Origin of the sequence: Pseudomonas sp. JQ170C, from assembly GCF_035581345.1 — a bacterium.
In the GTDB taxonomy this organism is placed as follows: domain Bacteria; phylum Pseudomonadota; class Gammaproteobacteria; order Pseudomonadales; family Pseudomonadaceae; genus Aquipseudomonas.
In genome coordinates this window covers 3921804-3944826 of record NZ_CP141608.1, presented here as the reverse complement: position 1 = coordinate 3944826, position 23023 = coordinate 3921804, and the positions used below count along the sequence as shown (strand labels likewise).

At 60.0% G+C, this 23023-nt stretch carries 29 protein-coding genes and 2 pseudogenes; 9 read left to right on the top strand and 22 right to left on the bottom strand.

The window, feature by feature from the left end:
* Positions 1-5: 5 nt before the first annotated feature.
* The 4 genes from U9R80_RS17965 to U9R80_RS17950 are packed head-to-tail and all read right to left on the bottom strand — an operon-like array spanning position 6 to position 2624.
* The gene (locus U9R80_RS17965) at positions 6-575 is read right to left on the bottom strand and encodes a DUF6162 family protein (protein ID WP_301841986.1); all 570 of its coding nucleotides are present in this window, start codon (positions 573-575) and stop codon (positions 6-8) included.
* Positions 572-895: a hypothetical protein gene (locus U9R80_RS17960; RefSeq protein ID WP_301841984.1), complete on the bottom strand. Its 324-nt coding sequence runs from the start codon at positions 893-895 to the stop codon at positions 572-574. Before U9R80_RS17960 ends, U9R80_RS17965 begins: the two co-directional genes overlap by 4 nt.
* Complete coding sequence (locus tag U9R80_RS17955; protein WP_301841983.1) at positions 895-1431, bottom strand: thiamine pyrophosphate-binding protein; 537 nt, start codon at positions 1429-1431, stop codon at positions 895-897. The genes U9R80_RS17960 and U9R80_RS17955 overlap by 1 nt, the downstream gene beginning before the upstream one ends.
* On the bottom strand, positions 1428-2624 hold the full coding sequence (locus U9R80_RS17950) for a PepSY-associated TM helix domain-containing protein (protein WP_301841980.1): 1197 nt from the start codon (positions 2622-2624) through the stop codon (positions 1428-1430). The genes U9R80_RS17955 and U9R80_RS17950 overlap by 4 nt, the downstream gene beginning before the upstream one ends.
* A gap of 305 nt (positions 2625-2929) precedes the next feature.
* Between U9R80_RS17950 and U9R80_RS17945 the strand changes: the two genes are divergently transcribed.
* Positions 2930-5401: a TonB-dependent siderophore receptor gene (locus tag U9R80_RS17945; protein ID WP_324803460.1), complete on the top strand. Its 2472-nt coding sequence runs from the start codon at positions 2930-2932 to the stop codon at positions 5399-5401.
* A gap of 5 nt (positions 5402-5406) precedes the next feature.
* Complete coding sequence (locus tag U9R80_RS17940; RefSeq protein ID WP_301841976.1) at positions 5407-5928, top strand: hypothetical protein; 522 nt, start codon at positions 5407-5409, stop codon at positions 5926-5928.
* A gap of 2 nt (positions 5929-5930) precedes the next feature.
* On the opposite strand, the gene pbpG is transcribed toward U9R80_RS17940, so the two are convergent.
* The 5 genes from pbpG to U9R80_RS17915 form a co-directional block, all read right to left on the bottom strand.
* On the bottom strand, positions 5931-6854 hold the full coding sequence (pbpG, locus tag U9R80_RS17935; RefSeq protein ID WP_301841975.1) for a D-alanyl-D-alanine endopeptidase: 924 nt from the start codon (positions 6852-6854) through the stop codon (positions 5931-5933).
* A gap of 132 nt (positions 6855-6986) precedes the next feature.
* Entirely contained in the window at positions 6987-8165 is a 1179-nt protein-coding gene (locus U9R80_RS17930; protein WP_301841973.1) for a tyrosine-type recombinase/integrase, read from the bottom strand.
* Between the two features lie 242 nt (positions 8166-8407).
* A complete protein-coding gene (locus U9R80_RS17925) occupies positions 8408-8746 on the bottom strand; it encodes a hypothetical protein (RefSeq protein WP_301841971.1) in 339 nt (112 codons plus the stop codon).
* A gap of 52 nt (positions 8747-8798) precedes the next feature.
* Positions 8799-9107 carry a hypothetical protein gene (locus U9R80_RS17920; RefSeq protein WP_301841969.1) on the bottom strand — a complete coding sequence of 103 codons (309 nt, stop codon included), beginning with the start codon at positions 9105-9107 and terminating at the stop codon, positions 8799-8801.
* Positions 9108-9168: 61 nt separating this feature from the next.
* On the bottom strand, positions 9169-9489 hold the full coding sequence (locus U9R80_RS17915) for a hypothetical protein (RefSeq protein ID WP_301841967.1): 321 nt from the start codon (positions 9487-9489) through the stop codon (positions 9169-9171).
* 173 nt (positions 9490-9662) lie between these two features.
* On the opposite strand from U9R80_RS17915, the pseudogene U9R80_RS17910 reads away from it, so the two are divergent.
* Positions 9663-9957: pseudogene (locus U9R80_RS17910) on the top strand (hypothetical protein).
* 54 nt (positions 9958-10011) lie between these two features.
* Here the strand turns inward: U9R80_RS17910 and U9R80_RS17905 are convergent.
* Positions 10012-10206, bottom strand: a complete 195-nt coding sequence (locus U9R80_RS17905) for a hypothetical protein (protein WP_301841965.1) — start codon at positions 10204-10206, stop codon at positions 10012-10014.
* A 374-nt stretch (positions 10207-10580) separates the two neighbouring features.
* Between U9R80_RS17905 and U9R80_RS17900 the strand changes: the two genes are divergently transcribed.
* Complete coding sequence (locus U9R80_RS17900; protein WP_301841963.1) at positions 10581-10802, top strand: hypothetical protein; 222 nt, start codon at positions 10581-10583, stop codon at positions 10800-10802.
* Positions 10803-10852: 50 nt separating this feature from the next.
* On the opposite strand, the gene U9R80_RS17895 is transcribed toward U9R80_RS17900, so the two are convergent.
* From U9R80_RS17895 to U9R80_RS17860, 8 genes and pseudogenes are all read right to left on the bottom strand, one after another.
* Positions 10853-12007, bottom strand: coding sequence for an RNA-directed DNA polymerase (locus U9R80_RS17895; RefSeq protein WP_301841961.1), 1155 nt, complete (start codon positions 12005-12007; stop codon positions 10853-10855).
* A 202-nt stretch (positions 12008-12209) separates the two neighbouring features.
* Positions 12210-12512: a four helix bundle protein gene (locus tag U9R80_RS17890; protein WP_301841959.1), complete on the bottom strand. Its 303-nt coding sequence runs from the start codon at positions 12510-12512 to the stop codon at positions 12210-12212.
* 108 nt (positions 12513-12620) lie between these two features.
* Complete coding sequence (locus U9R80_RS17885) at positions 12621-13235, bottom strand: DUF1566 domain-containing protein (RefSeq protein ID WP_301841957.1); 615 nt, start codon at positions 13233-13235, stop codon at positions 12621-12623.
* 66 nt (positions 13236-13301) lie between these two features.
* Positions 13302-13589: a hypothetical protein gene (locus U9R80_RS17880; RefSeq protein WP_324803449.1), complete on the bottom strand. Its 288-nt coding sequence runs from the start codon at positions 13587-13589 to the stop codon at positions 13302-13304.
* A gap of 105 nt (positions 13590-13694) precedes the next feature.
* A complete protein-coding gene (locus U9R80_RS17875; RefSeq protein WP_324803447.1) occupies positions 13695-13904 on the bottom strand; it encodes a hypothetical protein in 210 nt (69 codons plus the stop codon).
* Between the two features lie 16 nt (positions 13905-13920).
* A pseudogene (locus U9R80_RS17870) lies at positions 13921-14145 on the bottom strand (DUF2303 family protein); the annotation flags it as partial.
* A 231-nt stretch (positions 14146-14376) separates the two neighbouring features.
* Positions 14377-15264, bottom strand: a complete 888-nt coding sequence (locus U9R80_RS17865; RefSeq protein ID WP_301841955.1) for a glycosyltransferase family 32 protein — start codon at positions 15262-15264, stop codon at positions 14377-14379.
* Between the two features lie 63 nt (positions 15265-15327).
* On the bottom strand, positions 15328-15561 hold the full coding sequence (locus tag U9R80_RS17860) for a hypothetical protein (RefSeq protein ID WP_301841952.1): 234 nt from the start codon (positions 15559-15561) through the stop codon (positions 15328-15330).
* 112 nt (positions 15562-15673) lie between these two features.
* Here U9R80_RS17860 and U9R80_RS17855 point away from each other — a divergent pair, with 112 nt between their 5' ends.
* The 3 genes from U9R80_RS17855 (at position 15674) to U9R80_RS17845 (ending at position 17071) form a co-directional block, all read left to right on the top strand.
* Complete coding sequence (locus U9R80_RS17855; RefSeq protein WP_301841950.1) at positions 15674-16072, top strand: structural protein P5; 399 nt, start codon at positions 15674-15676, stop codon at positions 16070-16072.
* On the top strand, positions 16069-16545 hold the full coding sequence (locus U9R80_RS17850) for a DUF2514 domain-containing protein (RefSeq protein WP_301841947.1): 477 nt from the start codon (positions 16069-16071) through the stop codon (positions 16543-16545). The genes U9R80_RS17855 and U9R80_RS17850 overlap by 4 nt, the downstream gene beginning before the upstream one ends.
* A gap of 346 nt (positions 16546-16891) precedes the next feature.
* Entirely contained in the window at positions 16892-17071 is a 180-nt protein-coding gene (locus tag U9R80_RS17845; RefSeq protein WP_301841945.1) for a hypothetical protein, read from the top strand.
* Between the two features lie 116 nt (positions 17072-17187).
* Here U9R80_RS17845 and U9R80_RS17840 read toward each other — a convergent pair whose 3' ends face one another.
* Positions 17188-18765: an arylsulfatase gene (locus U9R80_RS17840; protein ID WP_301841943.1), complete on the bottom strand. Its 1578-nt coding sequence runs from the start codon at positions 18763-18765 to the stop codon at positions 17188-17190.
* A 394-nt stretch (positions 18766-19159) separates the two neighbouring features.
* Here U9R80_RS17840 and U9R80_RS17835 point away from each other — a divergent pair, with 394 nt between their 5' ends.
* The gene (locus U9R80_RS17835) at positions 19160-20515 is read left to right on the top strand and encodes an MATE family efflux transporter (protein ID WP_301841941.1); all 1356 of its coding nucleotides are present in this window, start codon (positions 19160-19162) and stop codon (positions 20513-20515) included.
* Positions 20516-20607: 92 nt separating this feature from the next.
* Here the strand turns inward: U9R80_RS17835 and U9R80_RS17830 are convergent, their stop codons facing one another.
* Both U9R80_RS17830 and U9R80_RS17825 read right to left on the bottom strand, forming a co-directional pair.
* On the bottom strand, positions 20608-20790 hold the full coding sequence (locus tag U9R80_RS17830; protein WP_301841940.1) for a hypothetical protein: 183 nt from the start codon (positions 20788-20790) through the stop codon (positions 20608-20610).
* A gap of 99 nt (positions 20791-20889) precedes the next feature.
* Complete coding sequence (locus tag U9R80_RS17825) at positions 20890-21252, bottom strand: hypothetical protein (RefSeq protein WP_301841939.1); 363 nt, start codon at positions 21250-21252, stop codon at positions 20890-20892.
* Positions 21253-21411: 159 nt separating this feature from the next.
* Here U9R80_RS17825 and U9R80_RS17820 point away from each other — a divergent pair, with 159 nt between their 5' ends.
* Positions 21412-22230 (top strand): shikimate 5-dehydrogenase, encoded by an 819-nt coding sequence (locus tag U9R80_RS17820; protein ID WP_301841938.1) that lies wholly within the window; start codon positions 21412-21414, stop codon positions 22228-22230.
* A gap of 62 nt (positions 22231-22292) precedes the next feature.
* Here the strand turns inward: U9R80_RS17820 and U9R80_RS17815 are convergent, their stop codons facing one another.
* Complete coding sequence (locus U9R80_RS17815) at positions 22293-22934, bottom strand: YceH family protein (RefSeq protein ID WP_301841937.1); 642 nt, start codon at positions 22932-22934, stop codon at positions 22293-22295.
* Positions 22935-23023 lie beyond the last annotated feature (89 nt).

Below are 23023 nucleotides of genomic sequence, written 5' to 3'. Positions count from 1 at the left end.
TTGTATCAGTGGCGATGCTGGCGGGTGACACCGGCGTCGTAGTGGGCGGCGATCTGCTGCCAGCCGGCGGCGATCAGGGCAGCGGGGCTGAAGTCGGCAGGGGCACTGGCGCCAGCCTTGCGCTGCAGCCAGATGTCGGCGGCGCCGTCATGGGCGTTGGGTACCAGCAGCAGGAAGCTGCCGGCCACGCTCGGCGACTGGCTCAGGCCCAGGTAGGCCTGCTCGCCCAGCACCTGCCATTGATGCTCGCCGCGGCTGGCGCTGCTGGCATCGGTCACGAACGGCGGGAAGCCTTCCTCGGCCAGCACGGCCACCTCGACCAGCGCCGGGTCGTCTTCGCGCAGCAGCTGGATTTCCTCGAAGGCCACCCGCAGGTCGGCATACACCCCTTGTTCGGCGGCGTTGAGGTCGCGGCGGGCATCGAGTTGATGGGCCTCGATGCTGACCTCGTCGTGGTTCTCGCCACGCAGCGCCACCACCCCGGCCGCCACGGCCAGGATGAACAGGCTCACCAACAGCACATAAAGGGTTTCATGCCCGGCGCCGGCCGGGCGTACTACCTGGACCCGGCTCATGGCTCACCGATATCGGCGTAGTCGATTTCCACGACGTGGCCGGGGCCTGCGTCGAACAGCACATACCATTCGCCTTCCGGGCGCTTGAAGGTCAGTTTGGAGTTGTCGCCAAGCTTGCCCGGCACCAGGATTTCTTCGTTGTAGCCGATCACATCCAGGGTCACCCCTGGCGCGCCGCTGCCGTCAGAGAAACCACCGGTGCATTCGATCTGCTCGCCGTCGATGGGCTTGCACTCGCACATCGGGTTGTGGGCCAGGGCCGGGCCGGCGGCGCCGAGCAACAGCAGGGGCACAAGCAGCCTGCGGGCGGTAAACGTCATTACTTGCCTCCTTGTGTTTTCAGCCAGGCCACGGTGGCCGGCGAGGCCTTGGCCAGGGGGATGGAGCCCTGCTGCATGCTGCCGTCCCAGCCTTCGAGGGTGATCCAGATCTCGGCGTCCGGGCTGGTCTTGGTGGGGACCGGCAGCCCGGTGCTCATGCGGTAGGGCGGGCCGAAGAAGATGGTGCCGGCGGCGCGCAGGCTGCGCGGCTTGCCGATGCGCAGGTAAACCGCCTTGACCTCGGGAATGCAGGTTTGGCACAGGGCCAGGTTGAAGACCTTGAAGTAACCGGCCGGGCCATCCTGGCGCGGGGCTTCGTCGCGCATTTCGGCCAGCTTCACACTCCAGCGCCCGACCTGCACATCACCCAGCTCGCGTTCACCCAGGCCGCTGTCACCGCGAAACAGTGCGGCTTCGCTGAAGTACTTGGGCATGAAGCCCAGGGGGATCAGCAACAACAGGATGTTCAGGTGAAAACGCCACTTGTGCCACCAACGGCTCAACGGGCTGGCGGTCTCGACGGCTGCCTTGCTCATACGCTGGTCTCCGTGGCGGTGTCAGGGGTGGCGCTAACGGCCTGTTTGCGCGGTGCGCGCTCGCTGCGCTTGAGGGCGGCGGCGGTGGCCTGGGCGGTGCGTTTGGTCCAGATCAGCAGGCCGCTCAGTACCATCAGCGACAGCACCAGGCCGAAGAAGGCCCAGATCAACTTGATGATCAGGCCGCCGAAGTCACCGGTGTGCAACGGACGCATGGACTCGGTGACGAACTCCAGGGTCGAACGGTCCTCGATCAGGAACTGCGCTTCGATCTTGCTGTTGTACGGGTTGACGTTGACCGTCTGGAACATCAGCGGGTACCAGCCACGGCCACCCAGGTACAGGTGCGAGTAGGCGTTGCCCGGCATCTGGATGAAGCTCACATCCAGGCCGGGAATCTGCGACTTGGCGATGCGCTCGGCTTCATCCAGATCGATGCGCGGGGCAGGCGCGCCCGACTCGCTGCGCGGTACATCCTCACGGGCAATCACCGGTACCACCGGCTCAGTGGAAATGGTGATGTGGTTGTCGCCCAGAATCGCCTGGATCAGGAACCAGGTGCCGGTGATGGAGATCACTGCGATGAACCAGATCGACCACACGCCGCTCAAGCGGTGCAGGTCGCCCCAGAAAATCCGCGAGCCGTGGTTGGCCCGTGGCAGCTTGAAAAAGCCCTTCCAGAATTTTTTGTACACCACAAGGCCGGTCACCAGCGAGGCCAGCATCGGCAGGCCGAGCAGCGACACCAGGTACCAGCCCCAGCTGTAGCCATTGGTGAAGGGCACCAGCCACCAGCCGTGCAAGGCACGGGTGAAGCCCTCGAAGTTGAATGACGGGCTCTTGCCCTGGATCGCCCCGGTGTACGGGTTGACGTAGAGCGTCGGCGCGCTGCCGTCGGGGTAGGTCACCGCCGCAGTCAGGGCAAAGTGCGAGCCGTCGGGCTGGCTGATAAAGCGCACGGCCATTTCCGGTTCGGCCTTTTGCATGGCGTCCAGCACTTGCTGGAAGCTCAGGCGCTCGGCATCGGGGCTTGGCTTGGTGGCGCGTACGTCCGGGTTGGCCAGCCAGACGATCTCCTGACTAACCACGGCCAACGTGCCGGTAAAGCACACGATCAGCACGAAAAACCAGATCGGCAACGCGAGCCAGCTATGGACCAGGAACCAGAGTTTTGAGCGTGACTTTTTCGACATGAGCCTGTCTTTTGTAGGTGAACGGTGGGCAGCCGATCTCGTCAGATAAGTTACCCGTCTCTATAAGGACGGATGAGCAGGGCAAAACCCGTCTGCTTATTTGCAAGAAAATGTATCTAATTCTTACTAAGGCTCTGTTTCAAGGTTTGCCGGGCGCTTCGGTCCCAATCTTTTTGCCCGCTTCCTGGATAGACCTGCGCCTTCGCTGCGCCCCAAAAAAAGTTTTCCGGTTTGCGATCACGGCTTCGTCTAATTGGAAACACTTAATTAAAGCAGAATCATTCTTGTTTATACATGGAGTTGTCATGGGGCTTGCAGCACGTCGTTTGCGTTCAGTGGTGTCGCCGTTTTCCAGGAGGGAGTGCTCCCGTTCAGCGTCATGGGTTCTGCTGGGGGTCTTGGGTTTTGCCGCGATGGCCGAGGCTGCACCGGTCACTGTCAACATCCCGGCCCAGAGCCTGGCTGGTGCCCTGCGTGCATTTGGTGAGCAGTCGGGCTTGCAGGTGCTGTACGAGCCACGCCTGGTGGAGGGCAAGCGCGCAGGCGCCGTGAACGGTGCGATGGAGTCCAGCGATGTCCTGTCGCAGCTGTTGCGCGGCAGCGGCCTGCGTTACCAGATCGAGGACGGTACCGTGCTGTTGCTGGGTACCCCCGACGACGCGGCGATGGAACTGGGCGCTACCAGCATCACCGGCACCGGCCTGGGGGCGACCACTGAGGGCACGGGCTCCTACACCGCGGGCTCGGTGTCGATCGGCAAGATGCCCCAGTCGATCAAGGACACCCCGCAGAGCGTCAGCGTCATCACCCGGCAGCGGATGGAAGACCAGCACCTGACCACCATGAACGACGTGCTCACCCAGACCACGGGCGTCACCGCCTACCAGGGCAGCATGACCAACTCGCGCTACCTGGCGCGCGGGTTCGAGATCACCAACTTCCGCCTGGATGGTGGAGCGCCGGTAGGGGTCAGTGCCTTTGCCTGGAAAGACCTGGACATGGCCATCTACGACCATGTGGAGATTCTGCGTGGCGCCGATGGCCTGTACTCGGGCAACGGCGAGCCGGGCGGCAGCGTCAACCTGGTGCGCAAGCGCCCGACCGCGTTCAATCAGTTCTCGGTGACCCAGTCCATCGGCAGCTGGGACAACTACCGTACCGAACTCGATGTCAGCGGCCCGTTGGGTTTTGACGGCAAGCTGCGCGGGCGCAGCGTGATCGTGTACCAGGACCGCAACTCCTACATCGACGAATTCGACTCCGATCGCCAGTTGTTCCATGGCGTGCTGGAGGCCGACCTGACCGACAGCACGCTGCTCACCGTGGGCTACACCCATGACCGCCTGAACGCCAGCGACCAGGCCTATGGCTTGCCGCGCTACAGCAACGGTAATGATCTGGACGTGTCGCGCAGCACCTTCCTGGCGGGCAAGCACGACTACAAGGACCGTCGTGGCGACAACGTCTATGCACGGCTGGAACAGCACCTCAATGACAATTGGACGGCGACGCTGGATGCCATCTATGCCAAGAACCAGCAGGACCGCGATTACTACAACTTCATCGGCGCCATCGACCCGGCCACCAACACCGGCTCCAGAGGCGTCTGGGCCTTCCAGGATGAAACCTATCGTGATCGCGCGGTAGACCTTTCCCTCAAGGGTGGTTTCGACCTGCTGGGGGGGCGTCACGATGCGGTGCTGGGGTATACCTGGCAGAACTCCAAGCAGGACATTGATGCCTATGCCGCTGGCGCGCGCGTTTCGGCGGGCGATATTTTTGCCTTCGATCCGAGCGATTTCCCTTCGCAAAAAGACGCGCGCTACCCGAGCCAGGTGTTGCCAACCTACATCAAGCAGAGCGGTTTCTACGGCTCGGTCCGCCTGCAACTGGCGGACCCGTTGCACGTGATCCTCGGTGGTCGATACAACGATTACTACTACAGCTTCGAGGCCACCCGTTTCAACGCCGCCGGTGCGCAGACGGCCAACAGCAGGACGGTGTACAGCGACGACAACGTGTTCACCCCGTTTGCCGCCCTGACCTACAAACTGAGCGATGAATGGACCGCCTATACCAGCGTCGCCGAGATCTACAAGTCCCAGGCCAATTACCTCAAGGGTCCAAGCCCTGGCAGTTCGTCACTGGACCCGGTGGAAGGGCGTGCTTATGAGCTGGGTATCAAAGGCGAATTGTTCGACGGTCGTTTGAACACCGCCACTGCGCTGTATTACACAAAGCGTGATGGCGAAGCCGTGCAGGACCTCAATGTACCGTATGTGGTGTCCGGGCAGGGTGCCTCGTGCTGCTTCCTCGATGAAGGCGAGGTCACCAGCAAGGGCGTTGAATTCGAAGCCAGCGGGCAGATCACCGAGCGCCTGGAAGGCACCTTTGGCTACACCTACAACCACAGCCGCAACGTAGCGACTGAGAGCGGTTCGACCACTGCCACGGCCTTGAGCCTGACGCCCAGGCACCTGGGCAAGGCGTTCCTGACCTACCGCATGCCGGGCGCGCTGGAGAACCTGCGTGTGGGGGGCGGTGTCACGACCCAGAGCGCGAGCTACGTCGCGGAGGGCAACATTGATTTTTCCCAGCCGGGGTATGCGCTGTACAACGCCTTTGCCGACTACCGCCTGAACAACCACTGGAGCGTGGCGCTCAACGGCAACAACCTGGCTGACAAGAAGTACTACTCGACCATTGGCAATTCCATGTACGGCAACTTCTACGGTGACCCGCGCAATTTTGTGCTCACGCTGCGCGGCACTTACTGAGCCGTGTGTCAGTTCAAGATTGGGCGGTGGCGGCCGATAAGTACGACATCCCAAGTACCCATCAGGAAGATCACTCCATGGCAGGCATCGGTGCCGTAACACTCAACGCAAATCCACTGCAAAGCACCACCCTCGCATCCGGCGCGCGGGTGGCGGTCACTGCAGATCAGGCGCCTGCAGCGGCTTCGGACGCAAAGGTGGTGATTGATCCGTCCAGCTTTCGCACCACCAAGGCGCAGGCCAGTGGCGCCAGCGACCCGCGGGCCGACTCGGAGCCGGCCCATGTCAAGCAGTTGCGACAGATGATCGAGAAGCTGCAGAAGCAGCTGGAAGAGCAGCAGAAGCACTTGCAGCAGGTCATGGCCAGCCAGATGGAAGAAACCGCCAAGGCCGCCGCCGTTGCCGCCGCGCAGTCGGCCGTCGGCGCCACCATGGCGGCCCTGGGCTCGGCTACCGCCGCGCTGCTCAATGCCTTGAACGAGAGCGGCGGTGCAAGCTCAGGTTCGCTGGTCAGCACCAGCGCCTGAGGTCAGTCGGCCGTCGGGCGGTTCTGGCTGCGTTCGGACTTGTAGCGCATCGCCACTGCCGGGGCCGGCTTGGCGCTGCCGGTTTCCAGCCACTGGCGCATGCGGCTGGCATCGGCGAAGTGGGTGTACTTGCCGAAGGCATCGAGAATCACCATGGCCACCGGGCGGTTGTCCATCTTGGTCAACAGCACCAGGCAATGGCCGGCTTCGTTGGTGAAGCCGGTCTTGGTCAGCGTGATGTCCCAGTTGCTCTTGTTGACCAGGTGGTCGGTGTTACGAAAGCCCAGGGTGTAGTTGGGTTTGCGGAACGCCACCGTCTTCTCCGGGGTGCTGCTCAGTTGACTGAGCATCGGGTAGTTGCGCGCAGCCAGCAGCAACTTGCCCAGGTCCCGGGCCGTGGAGACGTTGCTGTGCGACAGCCCCGTGGGTTCGACATAACGGGTCTGGGTCATGCCCAGGGCCTTGGCCTTGGCGTTCATTGCCTTGATGAAGGCGCTGTAGCCGCCTGGGTAGTTGTGGGCCAGGGTAGAGGCAGCGCGGTTTTCCGACGACATCAGGGTGATCAGCAGCATGTCCTTGCGGTTGAGCTGGCTGCCCAGCCGCACGCGCGAATACACGCCTTTCATTTCCTTGTTCTGGGCGATGGTGACCGTGAGCATTTCATCCATGTTCTGCTTGGCGTCGAGCACCACCATGCCGGTCATCAGCTTGGTCACCGAGGCAATCGGCACCACCCTGTCAGGGTTGTTGGCGTAGAGCACCTTGTTGGTCTGCAGATCGATCAGCAACGCAGCACCGGAAGCCAGGTGCAACTTGGCGGGATCGCGTTGCACCTGGGCCGGGGGTTGCGCAGCAGCGGCTGTGGTGACAGTCGCGGTACCCGTGAGCAACAGCAGCAGGCTTAGAATCGAAAGGGAAGTTTTCACGTTGAGGCTCACTAAAAGTTGTTATGTCGTTGGCTGTGCAAGGGTTTTCCCCCAAAAAAACCGCTGCATTCTGGAGTATGGCTGAACGGCTGTCGATTGCGCCGTATCTGCTGGGGCAAATATGAAAAAGATTTAATCCTGTACCAATTCTGTACCAATTAGCTGCATTTCCAACTTGGCCAGTTCGGTCCAGTCATTGGCTGAATTCAACCACTTCGCATAGGTCGACAGTAGCACCTGGACGGAGTGCCCCAACTGCCCGGCAATGAAGGCAGGATTCATTCCCGACATAAGGCACATGGTGGCATACGTGTGGCGGCAGTTGTATTGAGAGCGGGGTTGAATGCCGACCGCGCCAACGGCACGATTGAAGTGCTGGCCGGGGGTTTCCGGCACCTTCATGTGCGGCGAGCTTCCGGAAGGCTGGAAGATGAAGGGTGAGCTGGTAGAGACCCTTCGCTTGTGTTTTGCGCGATCGTCGGCGATCCGACGGGCTGCTGCCAGCGCGCCCAAGGCCCTGCTGTTCAACATCACCGTCCGTGTGTACTTCGTCTTGGTGCGCTCAACCACCTGGTTCTCCACCACGATCCTGCAAACGTGAGCGGTCTTCTGCTCGAAGTTGATCTCATCCCATCGCAGCGCCATTATCTCGCCTGTCCACATGCCGGTGTAGAACGCGAACTCATAGAACGCGGCTACTACCTGCAGGCACTGGGAGAAGTTGGCGTACATCCAGGCGATCAAGGCATCTGCTTCTTCAACCGAAAATGGCTCGATCTGCTTCTTGATATTCTGCGGCAGTTGAATGGATGCCGCCAGGTTCCTCTCCACAACCTCGTCGTAGACGGCTGCACGAAACATCGCCTTGACCCGGGCGATCGCAGCGCGTTTGACTGTCGAGCTTTTCCACTCGGTCTCAGCGACCGCCTTCCTCAGCACCATAGGAGTTACCGCCGTCATGGGCAGCGTCGCCAAGTACGGCATCCAGTAGTTGTTCATCAATCCCTTGTAGTTCACCCGGGTATCCTTGACGACCTCCAGGCTGTCCAGCCAGCTTTGTGCGTACTCACCAAAGAGAATCTCGGTGGGCCTAGCCCCGTAACTCGAGTTCGGGAACAGCTCGGCGTACCGCTTTTCGTCCAGTACGCCATGTTTCGCGAGACTGACTACCTGAGCGCGTAGATCAGCGGCCGCTTTGACCCCCTTCGCGGTCTGGGGATACGCGAGGGTTTCAGTTCGGTGCTCGCCATTCCAAGTGAAACGGATGCGAATTGATTTGCCAATGTAATCGACTCCAGTGGGTAACCCCATTCTCCTTCCAGCCACGCCTCGTACCTCCTGATGCTGTAGAAAATCCTTCCGTCGATCTTTTTCCAGACCCCCTCGGGGATCACGCCTCGGCTTCGTTTGCCCTCCAGGGCGCGCTTGGTTGTGCCGATGAGTTCCGCCATGCGTTTCTCAGGAACTTTGTCGGACGCATGGGCGATGGGCTGCCTTTCTTCGTCTTGCATGATTGTCTCCACGCCGCGCATGGCGGCAGAGGTTTGGAAGGGTTACGGATTCGTGATCTTGGTCCAGCCGCCGCGTCGATGAGTTTCGTGGTACGTGTCGATTCCGCGATGCGGGCTGTGACTGGTCCGGCACACTCTGCACATCCGCGAGTCGCCAAAGTCGCCGTACTTCACCGGCGAGAACCGCGTCCATGGGTGCCCGAACGGCTTGTAGATCAGCCACCGGCCGACCAGCACGATTGCATTCCAGGTGCGCGGGTGATTGCAGTGAAGGTCCAGGTGGATGTGGTTGAGGCGCATGCCCATCCGCCATTTCAGCGGACGATGCTTGTCCCCTTTGCGAAGTGGTTCGGTGATGAACCTTCCGATTTGTTTGAGCACGGGTCGTCCTCGCCCGCTTTCCGGCAGGATTGAGTTGTTGTAGGGGGAGGGGTTACTTGATGCGGCCGGTGAGCCGTTCACGCCAGGTCAGGCGGCGCGGAAGGTGTTCGTGAGCCTCGATCTCGACCACCACCCAGGCGCACCGATCGAACGCGGCATCGCGCTGATCGCAAAGCCAGCAGGCTTCCTTGTTCGCCTCTTCGAGTATCCAGGCCTGGAGCTCGTGCACGTTGAAGCCGTTGCTGTGAACGTGCCAGCCGTGGACTACCGCGACAAACCGGCGCGCGGGCTTCTGACTGCGGTGCTCGCGGTCAAGCACAAGTTCCTTTGGCATTAGCACACCGTGGCCGATGTCGGTCATTATTTCGCCCCCCTGTAGATCAAATAGGCCATGTAGAGCGGGGCGGCGAGGGGCAGGAGGATCATGGCTTGAACTCGACTGCAGGCGCGATCTTGCGGGCATGGTCTAGAAGGCCTCGCGACCAGTCCGCACCAGCGCCATCGTCGAAGGCGAACAGCATGCCGCCCAGTGCGAGCCGAAGATCCTTCAGTTCAACGATGAGGCCAGCTATCACGGTGAGATCAGCCAACACTAAGTAGCGCTCATCCGTTCGGAGCATATCGGCATCCTCGACCATGCCTTTCCAGCCGTGCGAGCGAATCACGTCCTCGGCTGCGGCTTTGGCGGCGACGTACAGGGCATCCAGGTCGATTGAGTCGAGGGCAATATTTTTTTCAGGCATGACTTCGTCCTTGCCGCTATCGCGGCTGAAAGTTGTACAGGGAATGAAGTTCGGTACAGGGTTTTCAGCCGGTTGTCTGATTCAGCAATCAATCCAGTCGCGAGGTGCTGCTTGTCACTTGGCTTTGTCTATGGTGGCTTTTACACATATAAGACTAAAGTCGTATGGGTGACATGAGAATACGAGGCGAAGCTTTTTGGCTGTGGGCTGACCCAGTACAGGTTCCATGATGAAACGCTCGACGATGGAACAATGATCGACGTACAAGTGTGCCTATCACGCACTGGGAACACGCAAATGTTCATCGGCGTTTATGGGCCATCAGGAATGGCCTTGCATGTAGAGGCTTACAACTCCAGGCCTGGTGAGTCGATGACCAGGGCGCTGGGTTGGGGTGTAGCGCTGGCCCGAAAGCTCGCCACCTCAAATGTCCCTCAAGTCAAGCGGCGCACCCCTAGTGAGGCCTGACCGAGTAGCTCTTCGATAGTGGGGAGAGGGTTGGAGTGCAAATGTACTCCTTGGTTACTCTGGGGTAGTAGCTGCTTCGTTCAGGCGGCTGACTTCCTCGAGACAGGAGTTCCAGCCTTCCTTGTAGCTGTTCACTTCAGCCGCATTTTTCGGGATCGCGCCAGGCAGGTACTTGGTGTACAGCTCGCGATCTGGCAGCACCAGAGCCCGCTGCCCATCCCGGGACGCCTTGGCACCTTGGTCGGCCATGTCACCGGCGCTGAAGCCGTCGCTTTGGTGCTGGGTGGCTGGGATTGTATTGGGCTGCTATTTGCGCAGCGCCTGCTCGCAGATGCTGACGAGCTTTGGCGTGCGCCATTTCGTGCTCAGTCGCTTTGCGCACTGAGAAGGGCTCGCCACCCTCGACCTTTCGGAATACCCACCCGTAGTGACTCAAGTTCTCATCAAGCTGGATCAGGTGCAGGCCATCGTCACATGGGACCATTTGAACGATGCTGCCGAGTTGGTTATCTGGGGGCATGGGGATACCTCGCCGGGGTGGCGTGAAAATTGGTGGTTGTGATGTCTATGTGCTATCGCTAAATCTGCGAGAGGTCACTTAATTCAGCGGAGGTGAGAAGTCGATGGATACCGAACCAACCAATCAAGAAGTTGCAGTTGAAGTCGGAATCGAAGTGGCTGAGGTGGAGCGATACCGTCGGGAAACCATTCAGCTGGGCGATGGATCTTGGCTTGTGCATTTCTCCTTCGAGATGCCAAGAGAGCTGCGCCACTGTTTCACAGGGAGCTTTACGGCAGTAACCAGCAACCACGCTGCAATCGAAGACGTTCGGCGAAAGGGGTAACCGCTCCAAGCACTGCCATCGCCGGACTGCGTGATTCGTTGATTGGATTTCTATCGCTTCGGGTAGGTCTTGGTCAGCTCGCCGTTGACGACGTGCCCGCGCCTAAGCACCAGGTTGGCCAGGTCGGCGCGGTCCTTCTGGCTGTGACTGGCCTGAGTGAGCAGGCCGAAGTAGCTGTTGGCGGTCTCGCGTAACTGCTCGGCTGGTACCGCTGCGGTGCGCTTAATGGCCTGCGCCACGGATCGCTTGCGGGTTGTACGTCGCCAGGGCTTGATCACATGCCCAACGAAGTCCACGCCTCGGTCAATCGGCTGCAGGATGGTCTTCGATGGGTTCAACCTGGCGCCCAGTTTCGGCAGGAACGCTTCGATCTCGGCCTTCCAGGCGTTCAGTTGCTGGGGGGATTCATGCAGCAGCACGAAGTCGTCGACATATCGCACGTAATGCCGCGCGCCCAGCCGGTGCTTGCAGAACTGATCCAAGGCGTCGAGGTAGATGTTGGCGAAGAACTGCGACGACAGATTGCCGATCGGCAGGCCCAGGTGTGCAGGCTGCGCGGTCAGGCGCTTGTGCTTCGGTACCCGGTTGAACAGGTACGCCGGGCTGCGGACTTGGTAGTTCTCGCGCGGGTCGTGCATCAGCACCTGCAGGGCTTGGGCACGCCACCAGGGCTCAGCGATCCTGGCCGACAGTTGTCCGGCCAGCACACGCTTGTCGATGGCCACGAAGAAGTTGGCCAGGTCGCACTTCAGGTAGAAGGCTGGCTTCGACCAGTTCTGCGTCTGGCTGCGGATCTTCGCCTCAAGGCGCCGGGCGGCGTATAGCGTGCCGCGCTCTCGGATACAGGCGCAGCTGTCCGCTATGAAGCTGCGCTCGATGCCTGGGCCAATGTGGTTGTACAGCAGGTGGTGCACGATGCGGTCGCGGAAGTCGGCGGCCCACACCTCGCGGGGCTTGGGCCGGGTGTCCACGAAACAGATAGAGCGGCCTGGCCGGTATTGGCCGGTCACCAGGTCGCGGTGAAGCGCTGTCAGGTTCAGCTCCAGGTTCATCTCGAAAGCCAGCGCGCTGGCGCTGTTGCGCTTCGAGCGACGGCAGTCGTAATAGGCCTGAACCAAATCGCTGAACGGGTAGGGCGTTGAAGCTGCGGACGGGGCGGACGCGGAGCTCGTCGTTCTTGTCGTTGTTGTTCTGATTGCCATCATCGAAGTTCATGTTGAATGCGTTGTTGGCGGAGCGCTGCGACCTGTCGTGCTATCTACGTTGGCCTGCCGAATCCTCAGCGGGCAAACTGCGCTGGACCTACACGGACGCTTTAGACCGGCGGTATCCAGGGTGCGCATGGCGGTGACCAGAGGTCAGCGGCACGACCAGGTTCAATTCGCACAGACCTGAAAGCCGTGACTCTCAGGTAGCGGGCGCGGTTGGGGTGGAGCGTTTCCAGGCGTTGGCCTGTTTACCGATCAAGGTGGTGACCTCCATCGTTTTGGCGTGCTGTGGCACGCTGATGAACCGGCTTTCCTTGAACAGCCGCATCAGGAACTCGATCACCTGTACCTTTTCAACCAGCTTTGTCAGATGCGGGCGCTTGTCCTGCGATGCGTTGGCCCGGGCAATCAGCATCAGCACGTCGATGCACTCATCAATCACGCGCTTGCCCAGTGACTGCTTGAGGTCGCGAGGGATGTTCCGGGTCAGGTTGGTGGCCATTTACAGCAGGCCAAGCGATGACTTGTAGATCGACAGATCGGTGTGCATTGCCATTGCGGCGCTCCTCCTTGAGCAACCGGCCGCAAGCGGCCGGATTGAATGAGCGAATTAATCAATAAGCGACCTGCGGACGGGGCGGACGCGGAGCTCGCTGAGCTTGCCGTCGTTGCTCTGATAGCCATCAACGAAGTCCATGCTGAAAGCGTTGTAGGCGGAGCGCTGCGAAGATGACCAGTACCAGTCAGCCTTGAAGGCCTCCGGCTCACCATCTGCGAAACCTGGCACCTGGGTCTTGGTTGGCGACTCCTTGGTGTGCAGCAGGCCCACCGGCAGGCTGTTGGGGTTGTCACCGTCGTGGTTCCAGCAGTAGTTCTCGCGGCTGGTTGGTTTGAAGTGGCGGTACTGCAGCTCCTGCACATCGCGCGCCGGGATCGCCCAGTCGGTAAAGCCGCCGATATCCAGAGCCAGGACCTGCTGTGCCAGTTCGCCGCTGGCCTTGGCCATTACCTCGGTCTTGGCGCGGCTATCGGTGAAGCTGTCGGCGCCGTCGATCTTGACGCCGTACTCACCCCATTCGCCGACAAGCTCATGCTCTGCACCGGCAGTGATGTTGGCGAAGCGCTGGCCGTTCTCGACGGTGATACCGGAGAAAAAGCCACCGCCGAAGGCCTGGCCGATCTCGGGAAGATGTACTGCAGGTGCCACTTTCTCTACTGCGCTCATGTGCTGCTCCTTTCTGAAGGCAACAAAAAAGGCGCTGTTGCGCCCTGGTATTGAAGGAATGAAGGATTAAATGAACAACCTGCGGACGGGGCGGACGAGGAGCTCGCTGCCCTTGCCGCTGATGCCCTGATTGCAACCACCGAAGTGCATGAAGAATGCGAGGTGGGTGGAGCGCTGCGAGCTCGACCAGTAGTAGCGGTCCTGAGCGAACACCTCCGGGCAGTTAACCCAGCAGTGATAGAGCTCGGCTGCGGCCGGCAGGTAGAAGTCGTTGTGGTTGTCGGCGGTGTGCTTGCTCGCAGCGCTGGCTGCAGGGTGGCTGCCTTCCTCCAGCAGGATTGCGCTGTTTGCCATGCCATCGGTCTTGCTGGTCGCCCTCGACTCTTCCCGGTGGCCGCTCCAGGCATGGTCGCCGATGTCCTTGGAAGCAATGATCAGGTAGTGCTCTGGAACTTCGCCTCAAGCAGCTACCAGGCCACCGTTGATGCCGCCCTGGCCCGGCCATGGCTGTCCGACAGCAGGGATGTCGGTCGGGGTGATCGGCTGAACATTGGCCGCAGGCGGTAGCGCCTGGGCAAACACGCTGGCAATCGCGAGCTCAGCCAGGACTGGTCGAGAAATTTTGAACTTGAGGCCGTTGTGCTCCAGTTTCACCATTTCAGGTTTCATGCGTCGTCCTCGGAGGTTACTTAGGGTCAAAGGTGCCCAGGGACAACTTCGCGGCGGTACCGGCCTTGGTGTCGAGAACAGCCTTGAACTCCTGGGCAATGGCTTCGCGCTGTGCTTCCTCACCGATCCAGCGCAGCTTCAGCACTGGTTGCGCGCCGCCAGTGATGACGGATACGCGCAGGCGGATCACTTGCTCGCCCAAACCCTCGAAGGGGATGACCTTAAAGTCCAGCCAAGCCGGATGTCACCAAGCGGATTCTGTGTGACAAAATGCTCAGGATTGGCAGTGGTACCTTTGATTACAACGGCGAGTCGGATATCTCTGCTGCGGCGATCTACTCCAGCTATCTCACGGATTCCGAGATCGACCAGGTTGCCGGCGCAATCCGGCGTCGCATGCAGCGGCTCGGGATTTCGGTATAACATGAAGGGGAGGGGGTGGGCGAATCGTAGTCGCCCAACTACATTCATCTTAAAAAGTTGAATCGTAAAGCTTTCCCATGATGGAGGATGGCAGATAGTCACCGCTGGTGAGCATCTGATTGATTGGGTCCCAAACCTTTCCGGTCATTTTGAAAAGGTTGCAAGGTACATTCAGATTGTCAGCCTTGCACATTGCATCAGCGATCTTTTCAAGGCTCCATGAAAAATGACGGGCAATCTTAAAGGCATCGCTGTCAGCTGGCATCAGTGATAATGAATAGTTGTTCTCTCGATTCATTAATGCTTGGGCTGCAATGTGCATCGAGAAATAATTGTGCTTTTTAAGGTTTTGAGCTAGTTCGTGGATGTTGAACTCTTTTCCGAGCTGCTCAATGTATTTTCCAGCGCCATTTGCGATTGATTTTCCAAATTCGTCATACCAATCGCTGATAAACTTGCTTTTCTCGGGCGCCGCAATGAACCAATTTTCAATTATCGGATATAGAGGGTTGCTGGTGTGCTGTTTGTTGAAGAACGCGATTAGCTCACTTCCGTGCACTCGCTGGATCTGGTGAAGGAAGTCAAGCCGCTCAAACGTGACTGTGGTGGAGTCAAGCCATACTCCACCATGCTCCCTGAGAACAGCTAGCCTAACCCAGTCAGCTTGCCTCTGGGGAGTGTCACTATAGAATTGCTCAGGTACTTCTCTTAGGTACGCTTGCAGATTGTTCGGATTTAGCTGGGTTATCTCATAGTCTGGGTTTTTGTCCTTCCATGACTTCATGCACGCCCTGACAGTTTTAGGCGCCTCCTCAGAGTTCCAGTAGGTCCATATCTTTTTAGGAATGGCTCTATTTCGCTGAGGGTTGCTTTTTGAGCCATGCCATCCAATGAATCTTGGGGATAGTGAAATATCAATTTCTTCTATGGCGGTCATCGTTCTGTATTCTTTTTAAATCAGGAGTTGTATGCGGTTCGAGATTGGCTGGCTCGATTGGCTTTATGCGCGCGGGCCGGTCAGCTCTTCTTTTTCCATTGCGGCTTGAATTTTAAGGCTCAGTCGCCGAGCCAGGCTTGCTGTGCGGTTTGCTTCCTGCTCCAAGGAGGACAAGAAATCGGCTAGCCCAGCGTCGGTAGAGAATTTTTCGGATTCGTAGCCATTGGACGAAAGCTCGGCTCGGACCGATTTATACGCCTCGTTAAGTTCTGCAGCTGCAACTTCGTGCTTGTTCAAAATAGCTCCTTAAAGCACCAGTTAATCATTCCCAAGGCTGGCATCCGCAGCCATGCCTCGGATTCTACCTAGCCCCGCATCTTTGCGGGATTTTTTTCGACTGGAGTAAACCATGACCACACCTCGCGGCATCCGCAACCACAACCTAGGCAACATTGATTTAAACCCGCGCTTTGCTCGGTTCGACCAGGCTGAAAACGGCATCCGAGCACTCGGCAAGCTGCTGCTCAACTACCGAGGCAAGGACGGTATGCCCGGCGTCGGGCGGCCCGGTATCGATACCCCGTTGGAGTTCATCAGTCGCTGGGCACCGTCCAGCGAGAACAACACCCTGGCCTATGTTAAGGCCATTGCCAAGCGACTCGGCGTGGGCGTCTGCGACTCCATCGACATCTCCAAGCCTCAGGTGCTGCGCGAAGCCGTGCTCGGCATCATCGTCCATGAGAACGGCAGCAACCCCTACAAGGCCGAAGTGATCGGCAAGGGTGTGCGGCGGGCCCTGCCTTCATGAGCCCGTGGGCTGGCGCTGCTGCAGGGCTGGTGCTGCTAGTTTCCCACTGGGTGGCCTACGAGCACGGGCGCTCAGTGGAGCTTGCCAAGGCCGACCAGGCATCTGCGAAGCGTGACAGCGGTGACCTACTGGCTGAAGTAATTGGCGAACGGTCGGCGCGCCAGCAAGAACACCGTAGCGCAGATGCGCAGCAAGAGGCGAGGGTAAAAGGGCATGAAGAAAGAACGATGGCTGATGCTGGCGCCGATGCTGTTGGCCAGCGGTTGCGCAGTGAGGCCGCCCAACTCGCTGCCGCCGCCGTCGCCAGTGGCCAGGCAGCCACCCGCGCCGCCATGGTGCTCTCCGACCTGCTCGCACGGTCTGACGAACGAGCGGGAGCGCCGGCGGAAGCTTATGACCGTGCCCGCATCGCCGGGCAGCAGTGCGAGCGTGAGTACGACGGAATGACCGTTGGTAAGTCTGTGATCAATTGAGGTTGGAATTGAGGTCGGCAGAACGCCGGAGGAGGGCCATACAACTTTTTGTACCAACAGCTATGTTTTGGTGTGTTTTTGTATGTAGGGCAGAGTGGCGAAACCCCCGTTTTTACTTGGCTTCGCCACTCTGGATCACTCGCCAAAACGCGAAAAACATCTCTGGAGTATGGCCGAGTTGCTGTCGATTGCGCCGTATCTGCTGGGGCAAATATGAAAAAGATTTAATCCTGTCCGTTATTTGTCAGGCTGGCCAGTGCTTGTTTCGTCATTGCAATGGCGCACCATGCCCGCGCTGCAGGCTGTAGACTCGTGAGGTGTTTATTAATGAATCTAAGGAGTTAGGGTGAGAGGCCTGGAGAAATTCGTATCGTTTCAGTTCTTGCTCACGGTGGTTTTCATCGCCCTGGGTGGCTACCTTCATGGCGCCGGCAAGGTCGGGTTTTGGGGCATGTTCGCGATCATGATGTTGCCCAATATCGTCTTTGGGGTACTTCGGCGTGTCCGGCGTCGCAACGTTGCCTGAGATCCTGCGCCAGGCTCGCATGCCGTGGTGGCTGAAACTGTGCTACCCACCGGGCGGTTGCTGATAGTGCGATGAGAAAAGCGTCCGCCCATGGGCGGACGCTGGATTCGCATTACTCACTTCTTCTGTTGATTCATTTTCGCTTCAATTCGCTTGTCCACGTCGGCGCGAATCTGGTCGATGCTGAAGCTCGCAGGGCGTTGGCTCGGTGGATACTCGACAAATGTCTCCAGGAAGGCTGCGGCTTTCTGGGTGCCTTCAAACAGCAGGTAGTCGTTCTTTGTCAGCCAATCATAATATTGGTCGGACACCACGTCGGCACGCTCGTACGGGTCCATGCGCAAGTTGAACAGCTTGGGTACGCGCAGGCAGGTGAACGGTTCGCTCCACACCTTCAAACCACCGGGTGCACGCTGTTCACAATAAACAATCTTCCAATTGTCGTAACGCATGCCTACCAGGTCGCCATCGTCGCTGAAGTAGAAGAACTCGTTACGTGCGCTTTTATCCGCTTTGCCGGTCAGGTAGTCCAGCTGGTTGAAACCGTCCAAGTGCACCTTGAAGTTACTCCCGCCGACGTCAGTCCCTTTGAGCAGGCGATCCTTGATATCGGTATCGCCTGCTGCAGCCAGCAGTGTGGGGAACCAATCGAGGCCGGAGAACATTTGGGTGGATACGACGCCGGGTTTGATTTTCCCGGGCCAGCGGACCATTGCTGGAACACGGTAAGCCCCTTCCCAGTTCGAGTTTTTCTCGTTGCGGAATGGTGTGGTTGCAGCATCCGGCCAGGACCATTGGTTGGGGCCGTTGTCAGTGGTGTAAACAATGATGGTGTTGTCGGCGAGCTTGAGGTCATCGATGCTCTTGAGCAACTTGCCGACGTCGCCATCGTGTTCCAGCATGCCGTCGGCATAGTCATTGCCCGCCATGCCGCTTTGGCCTTTCATGGAGTCGCGTACATGTGTGAAGGCATGCATGCGCGTGGTGTTCATCCAGACAAAGAACGGTTTGTCAGCTTTGGCTTGTTTCTCGATGAAGTTGATGGCGGCCTGGGTGGTCTCGTCATCGATGGTTTCCATGCGTTTGCTGTTCAGCGCACCGGTGTCTTCGATCTTGCCGTCGGCGTAACTATGGATAACTCCGCGAGGCGAGGCCGCTTTGATAAATGCAGCGTTATCTTTTGGCCAGTACGGACGCTCGGGTTCCTCTTCGGCGTTGAGGTGATAAAGGTTGCCGAAAAACTCATCGAAACCGTGGTTGGTAGGGAGGTATTCGTCCTTGTCGCCCAAGTGGTTCTTGCCGAACTGACCGGTAGCGTAGCCGTGGGCTTTGAGCGCCTGGGCGATTGTCACATCCCTTGCCTGCAGCCCGACCGGTGCACCTGGCATGCCCACCTTGGAAAGGCCTGTACGCAGGGGTGACTGCCCCGTGACAAACGTCGACCGGCCCGCCGTGCAACTGTTCTCCGCGTAGTAATCGGTGAACATCATGCCTTCTTTGGCAATTCGATCGATATTGGGGGTCTGGTACCCCACGACACCATCGGCATAGGCGCTGATGTTGGTCTGGCCGATATCGTCGCCGAAGATCACCAATATGTTTGGCTTGTCTGCAGCTGTGGCGGTTGCCGATAAAACCATGAGTGAGGTCGCCATCAAGGCGACTTTGGGTAGCCACTTGCGTACGCACGTCATCTGACTTGCTCCTATACCAGTGGGTCGCGAAGCGCGACTTTTATTACTGCGTCCTGACTCCTTTTGTTCTTTGCCGTATGCGGAGGAACTTGGACAGGTCCGACAATCCGCCGGCAACCCTTTCGACGATAGCCCAGCAATGATGATTTGCTGGGTCAAGGGTGTGGAGAGTAGTCGTTTTTGGCGCGAAGGTAGTGGGCCGGGGCGGCAGTCTTGGTTCGGGTACCAGTGACATCGCTTTATGCACACTATGAATAGTTGGAATTTAAAGAATTCACTTCTCTCATTAAATTGCTAGCGATCCAATGGAGGTCAAGCCAAACAATAAAACTCACAAGGGCTAATCATGACTGCCATCGACTCGCGTACACGTCTCCTGTTAGAAGCTCCCCTCGTGCCGACTGTCCTGCGTCTGGCGGCACCCAACGTGGTGGTAATGATTGTCCAGGCCTCCGTCGGCCTGATCGAAACCTTTTTCGTCGGGAAACTGGGAGGCGACGCCCTGGCGGCGATGGCGCTGGTGTTTCCAATTGTCATGTTGATGCAGATGAGCTCTGCGGGTGCGATAGGCGGCGGTATTGCTTCCTCGATTGCCCGGGCACTCGGCGCGCAACGCCGGGAAGATGCCAATGCCCTGGTACTCCACTCCATGCTCATCGCACTGGGGTTCGGTCTTGCATTCACCGTGGCCCTCCTGCTCGGAGGGCGGTGGTTGTACACGCTGATGGGGGGAACCGGACCGTCGCTTGAGGCGGCGCTGGTCTATTCGCACTGGGTATTTGCCGGTTCCGTGCTGGTGTGGCTGTTCAACGCGCTGGCTGCGGTAATCCGGGCCACCGGCAACATGGCCGTGCCCGCCAACGTGACGGTCGCTGGTGCCGTCGTCCTTATCCCGCTGTCACCTTTGCTGATCTTCGGCTGGGGGCCGATTCCCGGCATGGGGATCGCCGGCGGTGCCGCCGCGCTACTTCTCTACTACCTCGGTGGCGCGCTGGCGCTCTGGATGTACCTGCGTTCGCCGCAGAGCCTGCTCAAGCCGAAGCTGATGGGCGTACGCCTGTGCTGGCCGCTGTTTCGCGACATCCTGCGCATTGGCCTGGTCGGTGCGATTGCGACGGTGGCCGCTAACCTGTCGATCGGTATAGCGACGGCGCTGTCGGGGCAGTTTGGGCCCGATGCGATTGCGGGCTACGGTACCGCCGCGCGGCTTGAGTACCTGCTGGTGCCGCTGGCATTTGGCTTTGGCGCACCCCTGCTGGCCATCGTCGGTACCTGCATTGGGGCTGGCAATCGCGAGCGCGCCCTCAAGGCCGCGTGGGTGGGTGCAGCGATGGTTTTCGCGATCACCGAAGCGATCGGTCTGGCAGCGGCGATGTTCCCACGATCCTGGCTGATGCTGTTCGGCAGCGAGCCCGCCATGCTCGAGGCCGGCACCCAATACTTGCAGGTGGTTGCGCCGTTGTACGGCTTCTTTGGCGCTGGCCAGGTGCTGTACTTCGCCTCCCAAGGCACGGGGCGACTGTTCTGGCCGGTGATGGGCAACCTCGCACGCCTGGCGGTGGCTGGCCTGGGTGGCTGGCTGGCATTGCGCTGGGGTGGCGACCTGGTCCATGTGTTCGTGGCGCAGGGCCTGGCACTGGTGGCGTACGGCGTTGTCATCGCGTCCACCATCGCCGGCGGTGCCTGGTTCGGCCGCGTAGGTTGGCCGCGCAGCACGGCGGCGTTGATACGGCGCATCCAGCCGACGTGATCACCGGAGCCATGGTCGCGTGCATAAAAAGCCCCGCCAATAGGCGGGGCAAGGGGCTGTGCGGAGCAACGCACGATAAAAGCGGTCGAGCCTCAGGCACGCATGCCGGGGTACTGCAGGCGACTGGCCAGGGCCTGGGCATCGGTCAGTGAGGTCAGCGGGCCGGACACCGGCTCACCTTCGCGGACCAGGTACCAGCAGGCCAGCAGGCCCAGCTCTCTGAGCGAGGCGGGGACGGCGCTGCCGATGACGGACATGATGCTGATAGGGGCCATGGGTGTTCTCCTGCGATTCATGGGCCTACCTTACGTCGTGAAGCGGGCCGGTTGAAATCAACCGGCTCGATAGTGTTCATCACTGTCATCGACCCGGCCTCACCAGCGCGGTGGTCCGTAATAGACCGGCGGCGGGCCGTAGTAGCGCTCGCGATAGTAGGGTGGAGGCGGTGGCGCATAACGCTCGACCACCGGGTATGGCTGGTAGTACACCGGCGGGGGCACCTGGTAATACACCGGTGGTGGACCGTAGTAGACCGGCTGGCGCTCAACGTACACCGTACGGTCGCGCCCGCCATAGAGCGCCGAACCGACCACGGCGCCGATCACTGCCGCGCCAATCACCGGGGCTGGGCCGTACCAGCCATGACCTCCACCGCCACCCCCGCCATGGGCGGCGACCTGTGCGCTGGCGGCTAGGGCGCCGACCAGCAGGGCGATTGACGGCAGATGACGGTTCATCGCGAATTCCTCACAGAGCAACCCCACCTGGGGATACCTCTATAAGACTGCGGGAACCGAGCGTTGCACAGGGCGTCTGAGTAAAGGTTTTGTAAGCGCCGATCAACGGTAGACGCCTGCGCTGTGCATAATGCCGACTCGATCGCAAAGGAGCTTCAAATGGCCCACGTGCCCGGTAAAGACACCGTATTGTGCATCTCCCTGGCCGGTCGCCCCGGTCGCTTCGGGGTGCGTTTTCACAATCACCTGTATGAGCAACTGGGCCTGGACTTCTACTACAAGGCCATGACCACCCAGGACCTGCCGGCGGCGGTGAATGGCATTCGGGCCCTGGGGATTCGTGGTTGCGGCGTGTCGATGCCGTACAAGGAAGCCTGCATGGCCCTGGTCGATGAGATCGACCCCTCGGCTGCGGCGATCGACTCGATCAACACCCTGGTCAACGACGGCGGAAGGCTCAAGGCCTACAACACCGACTACCTGGCCGTACGCCAATTGCTTGAACTGCATCGGGTCGATCCGTCCACGGCGTTTGCCTTGCGCGGCAGTGGCGGCATGGCCAAGGCGGTGGCCAGCGCGCTGCGTGATGCCGGTTTTACCCGGGGCACCATCGTCGCCCGCAACGAGCAGGCGGGACGGCAGTTGGCAGACAGCTGTGGTTATCGCTGGCAGGCCGACCTGGGTGACCTGTGCCCGCCGATGCTGGTGAATGTCACGCCGATTGGCATGGCCGGCGGGGTGGAAGCCGAGCATCTGGCGTTCGGCCTGGAGGCGATTGCGGCGGCGCAGCTGGTGTTCGATGTGGTGGCGATGCCGGCGCGTACGCCGTTGATCATCGAGGCCGAGCGGCAGGGAAAGGCGGTGATCACCGGGCTTGAAGTGATTGCCTTGCAGGCGCTGGAGCAGTTTGTGTTGTACACCGGGGTTCGGCCGACGCCGGAGCAGGTGCAGTTGGCGGTGGCATTTGCCCGAGAGTGAGGGCGAAGGGGTGAACCGCTGTGGGCGCCGGCAAGCCGGCGCCCACAGGTAAAAGCAGCGGTTTATTCCAGCTGGGCCAGGCGTTCTTCAAGTGCGGCAATGCGCGCTTCCAGGGCCTCGATACGCTCCAGTGACACGGCACCGCCACTGCGCTCCGGCCCTTGCTGGCGCGCCGCCAGAATCGCTTCGATCTCGGCCGGATCACCCAGGGCGTGGGTGTAGCGATCTTCCCGCTGCCCGGCCTGGCGCGGCAGGTGCAAGGCAAAGCCGCGGGCGATCAGGCGCTCGAGCTGGTGCACGACTTGCTCGGCGTCCTCGAACTCATGCATGCGACTGCTGCGGCTCAGCAGTTCGTTCACCGTTTGCGGGCCGCGCAAAAACATCAGGCCCAGCAGGGTGACCTGGGCAGGCACCAGCTCCAGGGCCTTGTCTACGCGGTGCTCCCAGCGGTCGGCACGGCTGCCCATCTGCAAGCGGGTCAGCCCCTGGCCTTCAAGGGCGCGCAGGGCCTGGCCGACCTGGCCCTGGCTCAGGTTCATCACGGGCTCGCGGCTGGTCTTCTGATTGCAGGCCAGCACCAGGGCGTTCAAGGTCAGGGGGTAGGTTTCGGGGCTGGTGGCCTGTTTTTCGATCAGCGAGCCGAGGACGCGGATCTCGGTGCTGTTGAAGCGGGCTTCGGAAGGGGATTCGTTTTCGTCGGACATGACCCTGTCTCTTTGCGAAGTAAGGCCTCTAGCCTAGGTGCGCGACAGGGTAAAACACAAGCAGCCGGTGCAGGACGCACCGGCTGCGG

Bases quoted from the DNA above. Each gene is read 5' to 3' on its own strand.
- U9R80_RS17965 (WP_301841986.1), bottom strand. From the start codon at position 575: ATGAGCCGGGTCCAGGTAGTACGCCCGGCCGGCGCCGGGCATGAAACC.
- U9R80_RS17960 (WP_301841984.1), bottom strand. From the start codon at position 895: ATGACGTTTACCGCCCGCAGGCTGCTTGTGCCCCTGCTGTTGCTCGGC.
- U9R80_RS17955 (WP_301841983.1), bottom strand. From the start codon at position 1,431: ATGAGCAAGGCAGCCGTCGAGACCGCCAGCCCGTTGAGCCGTTGGTGG.
- U9R80_RS17950 (WP_301841980.1), bottom strand. From the start codon at position 2,624: ATGTCGAAAAAGTCACGCTCAAAACTCTGGTTCCTGGTCCATAGCTGG.
- U9R80_RS17945 (WP_324803460.1), top strand. From the start codon at position 2,930: ATGGGGCTTGCAGCACGTCGTTTGCGTTCAGTGGTGTCGCCGTTTTCC.
- U9R80_RS17930 (WP_301841973.1), bottom strand. From the start codon at position 8,165: ATGGGGTTACCCACTGGAGTCGATTACATTGGCAAATCAATTCGCATC.
- U9R80_RS17920 (WP_301841969.1), bottom strand. From the start codon at position 9,107: ATGACCGACATCGGCCACGGTGTGCTAATGCCAAAGGAACTTGTGCTT.
- U9R80_RS17915 (WP_301841967.1), bottom strand. From the start codon at position 9,489: ATGCCTGAAAAAAATATTGCCCTCGACTCAATCGACCTGGATGCCCTG.
- U9R80_RS17905 (WP_301841965.1), bottom strand. From the start codon at position 10,206: ATGGCCGACCAAGGTGCCAAGGCGTCCCGGGATGGGCAGCGGGCTCTG.
- U9R80_RS17900 (WP_301841963.1), top strand. From the start codon at position 10,581: ATGGATACCGAACCAACCAATCAAGAAGTTGCAGTTGAAGTCGGAATC.
- U9R80_RS17895 (WP_301841961.1), bottom strand. From the start codon at position 12,007: ATGATGGCAATCAGAACAACAACGACAAGAACGACGAGCTCCGCGTCC.
- U9R80_RS17890 (WP_301841959.1), bottom strand. From the start codon at position 12,512: ATGGCCACCAACCTGACCCGGAACATCCCTCGCGACCTCAAGCAGTCA.
- U9R80_RS17885 (WP_301841957.1), bottom strand. From the start codon at position 13,235: ATGAGCGCAGTAGAGAAAGTGGCACCTGCAGTACATCTTCCCGAGATC.
- U9R80_RS17880 (WP_324803449.1), bottom strand. From the start codon at position 13,589: ATGGCAAACAGCGCAATCCTGCTGGAGGAAGGCAGCCACCCTGCAGCC.
- U9R80_RS17875 (WP_324803447.1), bottom strand. From the start codon at position 13,904: ATGAAACCTGAAATGGTGAAACTGGAGCACAACGGCCTCAAGTTCAAA.
- U9R80_RS17865 (WP_301841955.1), bottom strand. From the start codon at position 15,264: ATGACCGCCATAGAAGAAATTGATATTTCACTATCCCCAAGATTCATT.
- U9R80_RS17855 (WP_301841950.1), top strand. From the start codon at position 15,674: ATGACCACACCTCGCGGCATCCGCAACCACAACCTAGGCAACATTGAT.
- U9R80_RS17850 (WP_301841947.1), top strand. From the start codon at position 16,069: ATGAGCCCGTGGGCTGGCGCTGCTGCAGGGCTGGTGCTGCTAGTTTCC.
- U9R80_RS17840 (WP_301841943.1), bottom strand. From the start codon at position 18,765: ATGACGTGCGTACGCAAGTGGCTACCCAAAGTCGCCTTGATGGCGACC.
- U9R80_RS17830 (WP_301841940.1), bottom strand. From the start codon at position 20,790: ATGGCCCCTATCAGCATCATGTCCGTCATCGGCAGCGCCGTCCCCGCC.
- U9R80_RS17825 (WP_301841939.1), bottom strand. From the start codon at position 21,252: ATGAACCGTCATCTGCCGTCAATCGCCCTGCTGGTCGGCGCCCTAGCC.
- U9R80_RS17820 (WP_301841938.1), top strand. From the start codon at position 21,412: ATGGCCCACGTGCCCGGTAAAGACACCGTATTGTGCATCTCCCTGGCC.
- U9R80_RS17815 (WP_301841937.1), bottom strand. From the start codon at position 22,934: ATGTCCGACGAAAACGAATCCCCTTCCGAAGCCCGCTTCAACAGCACC.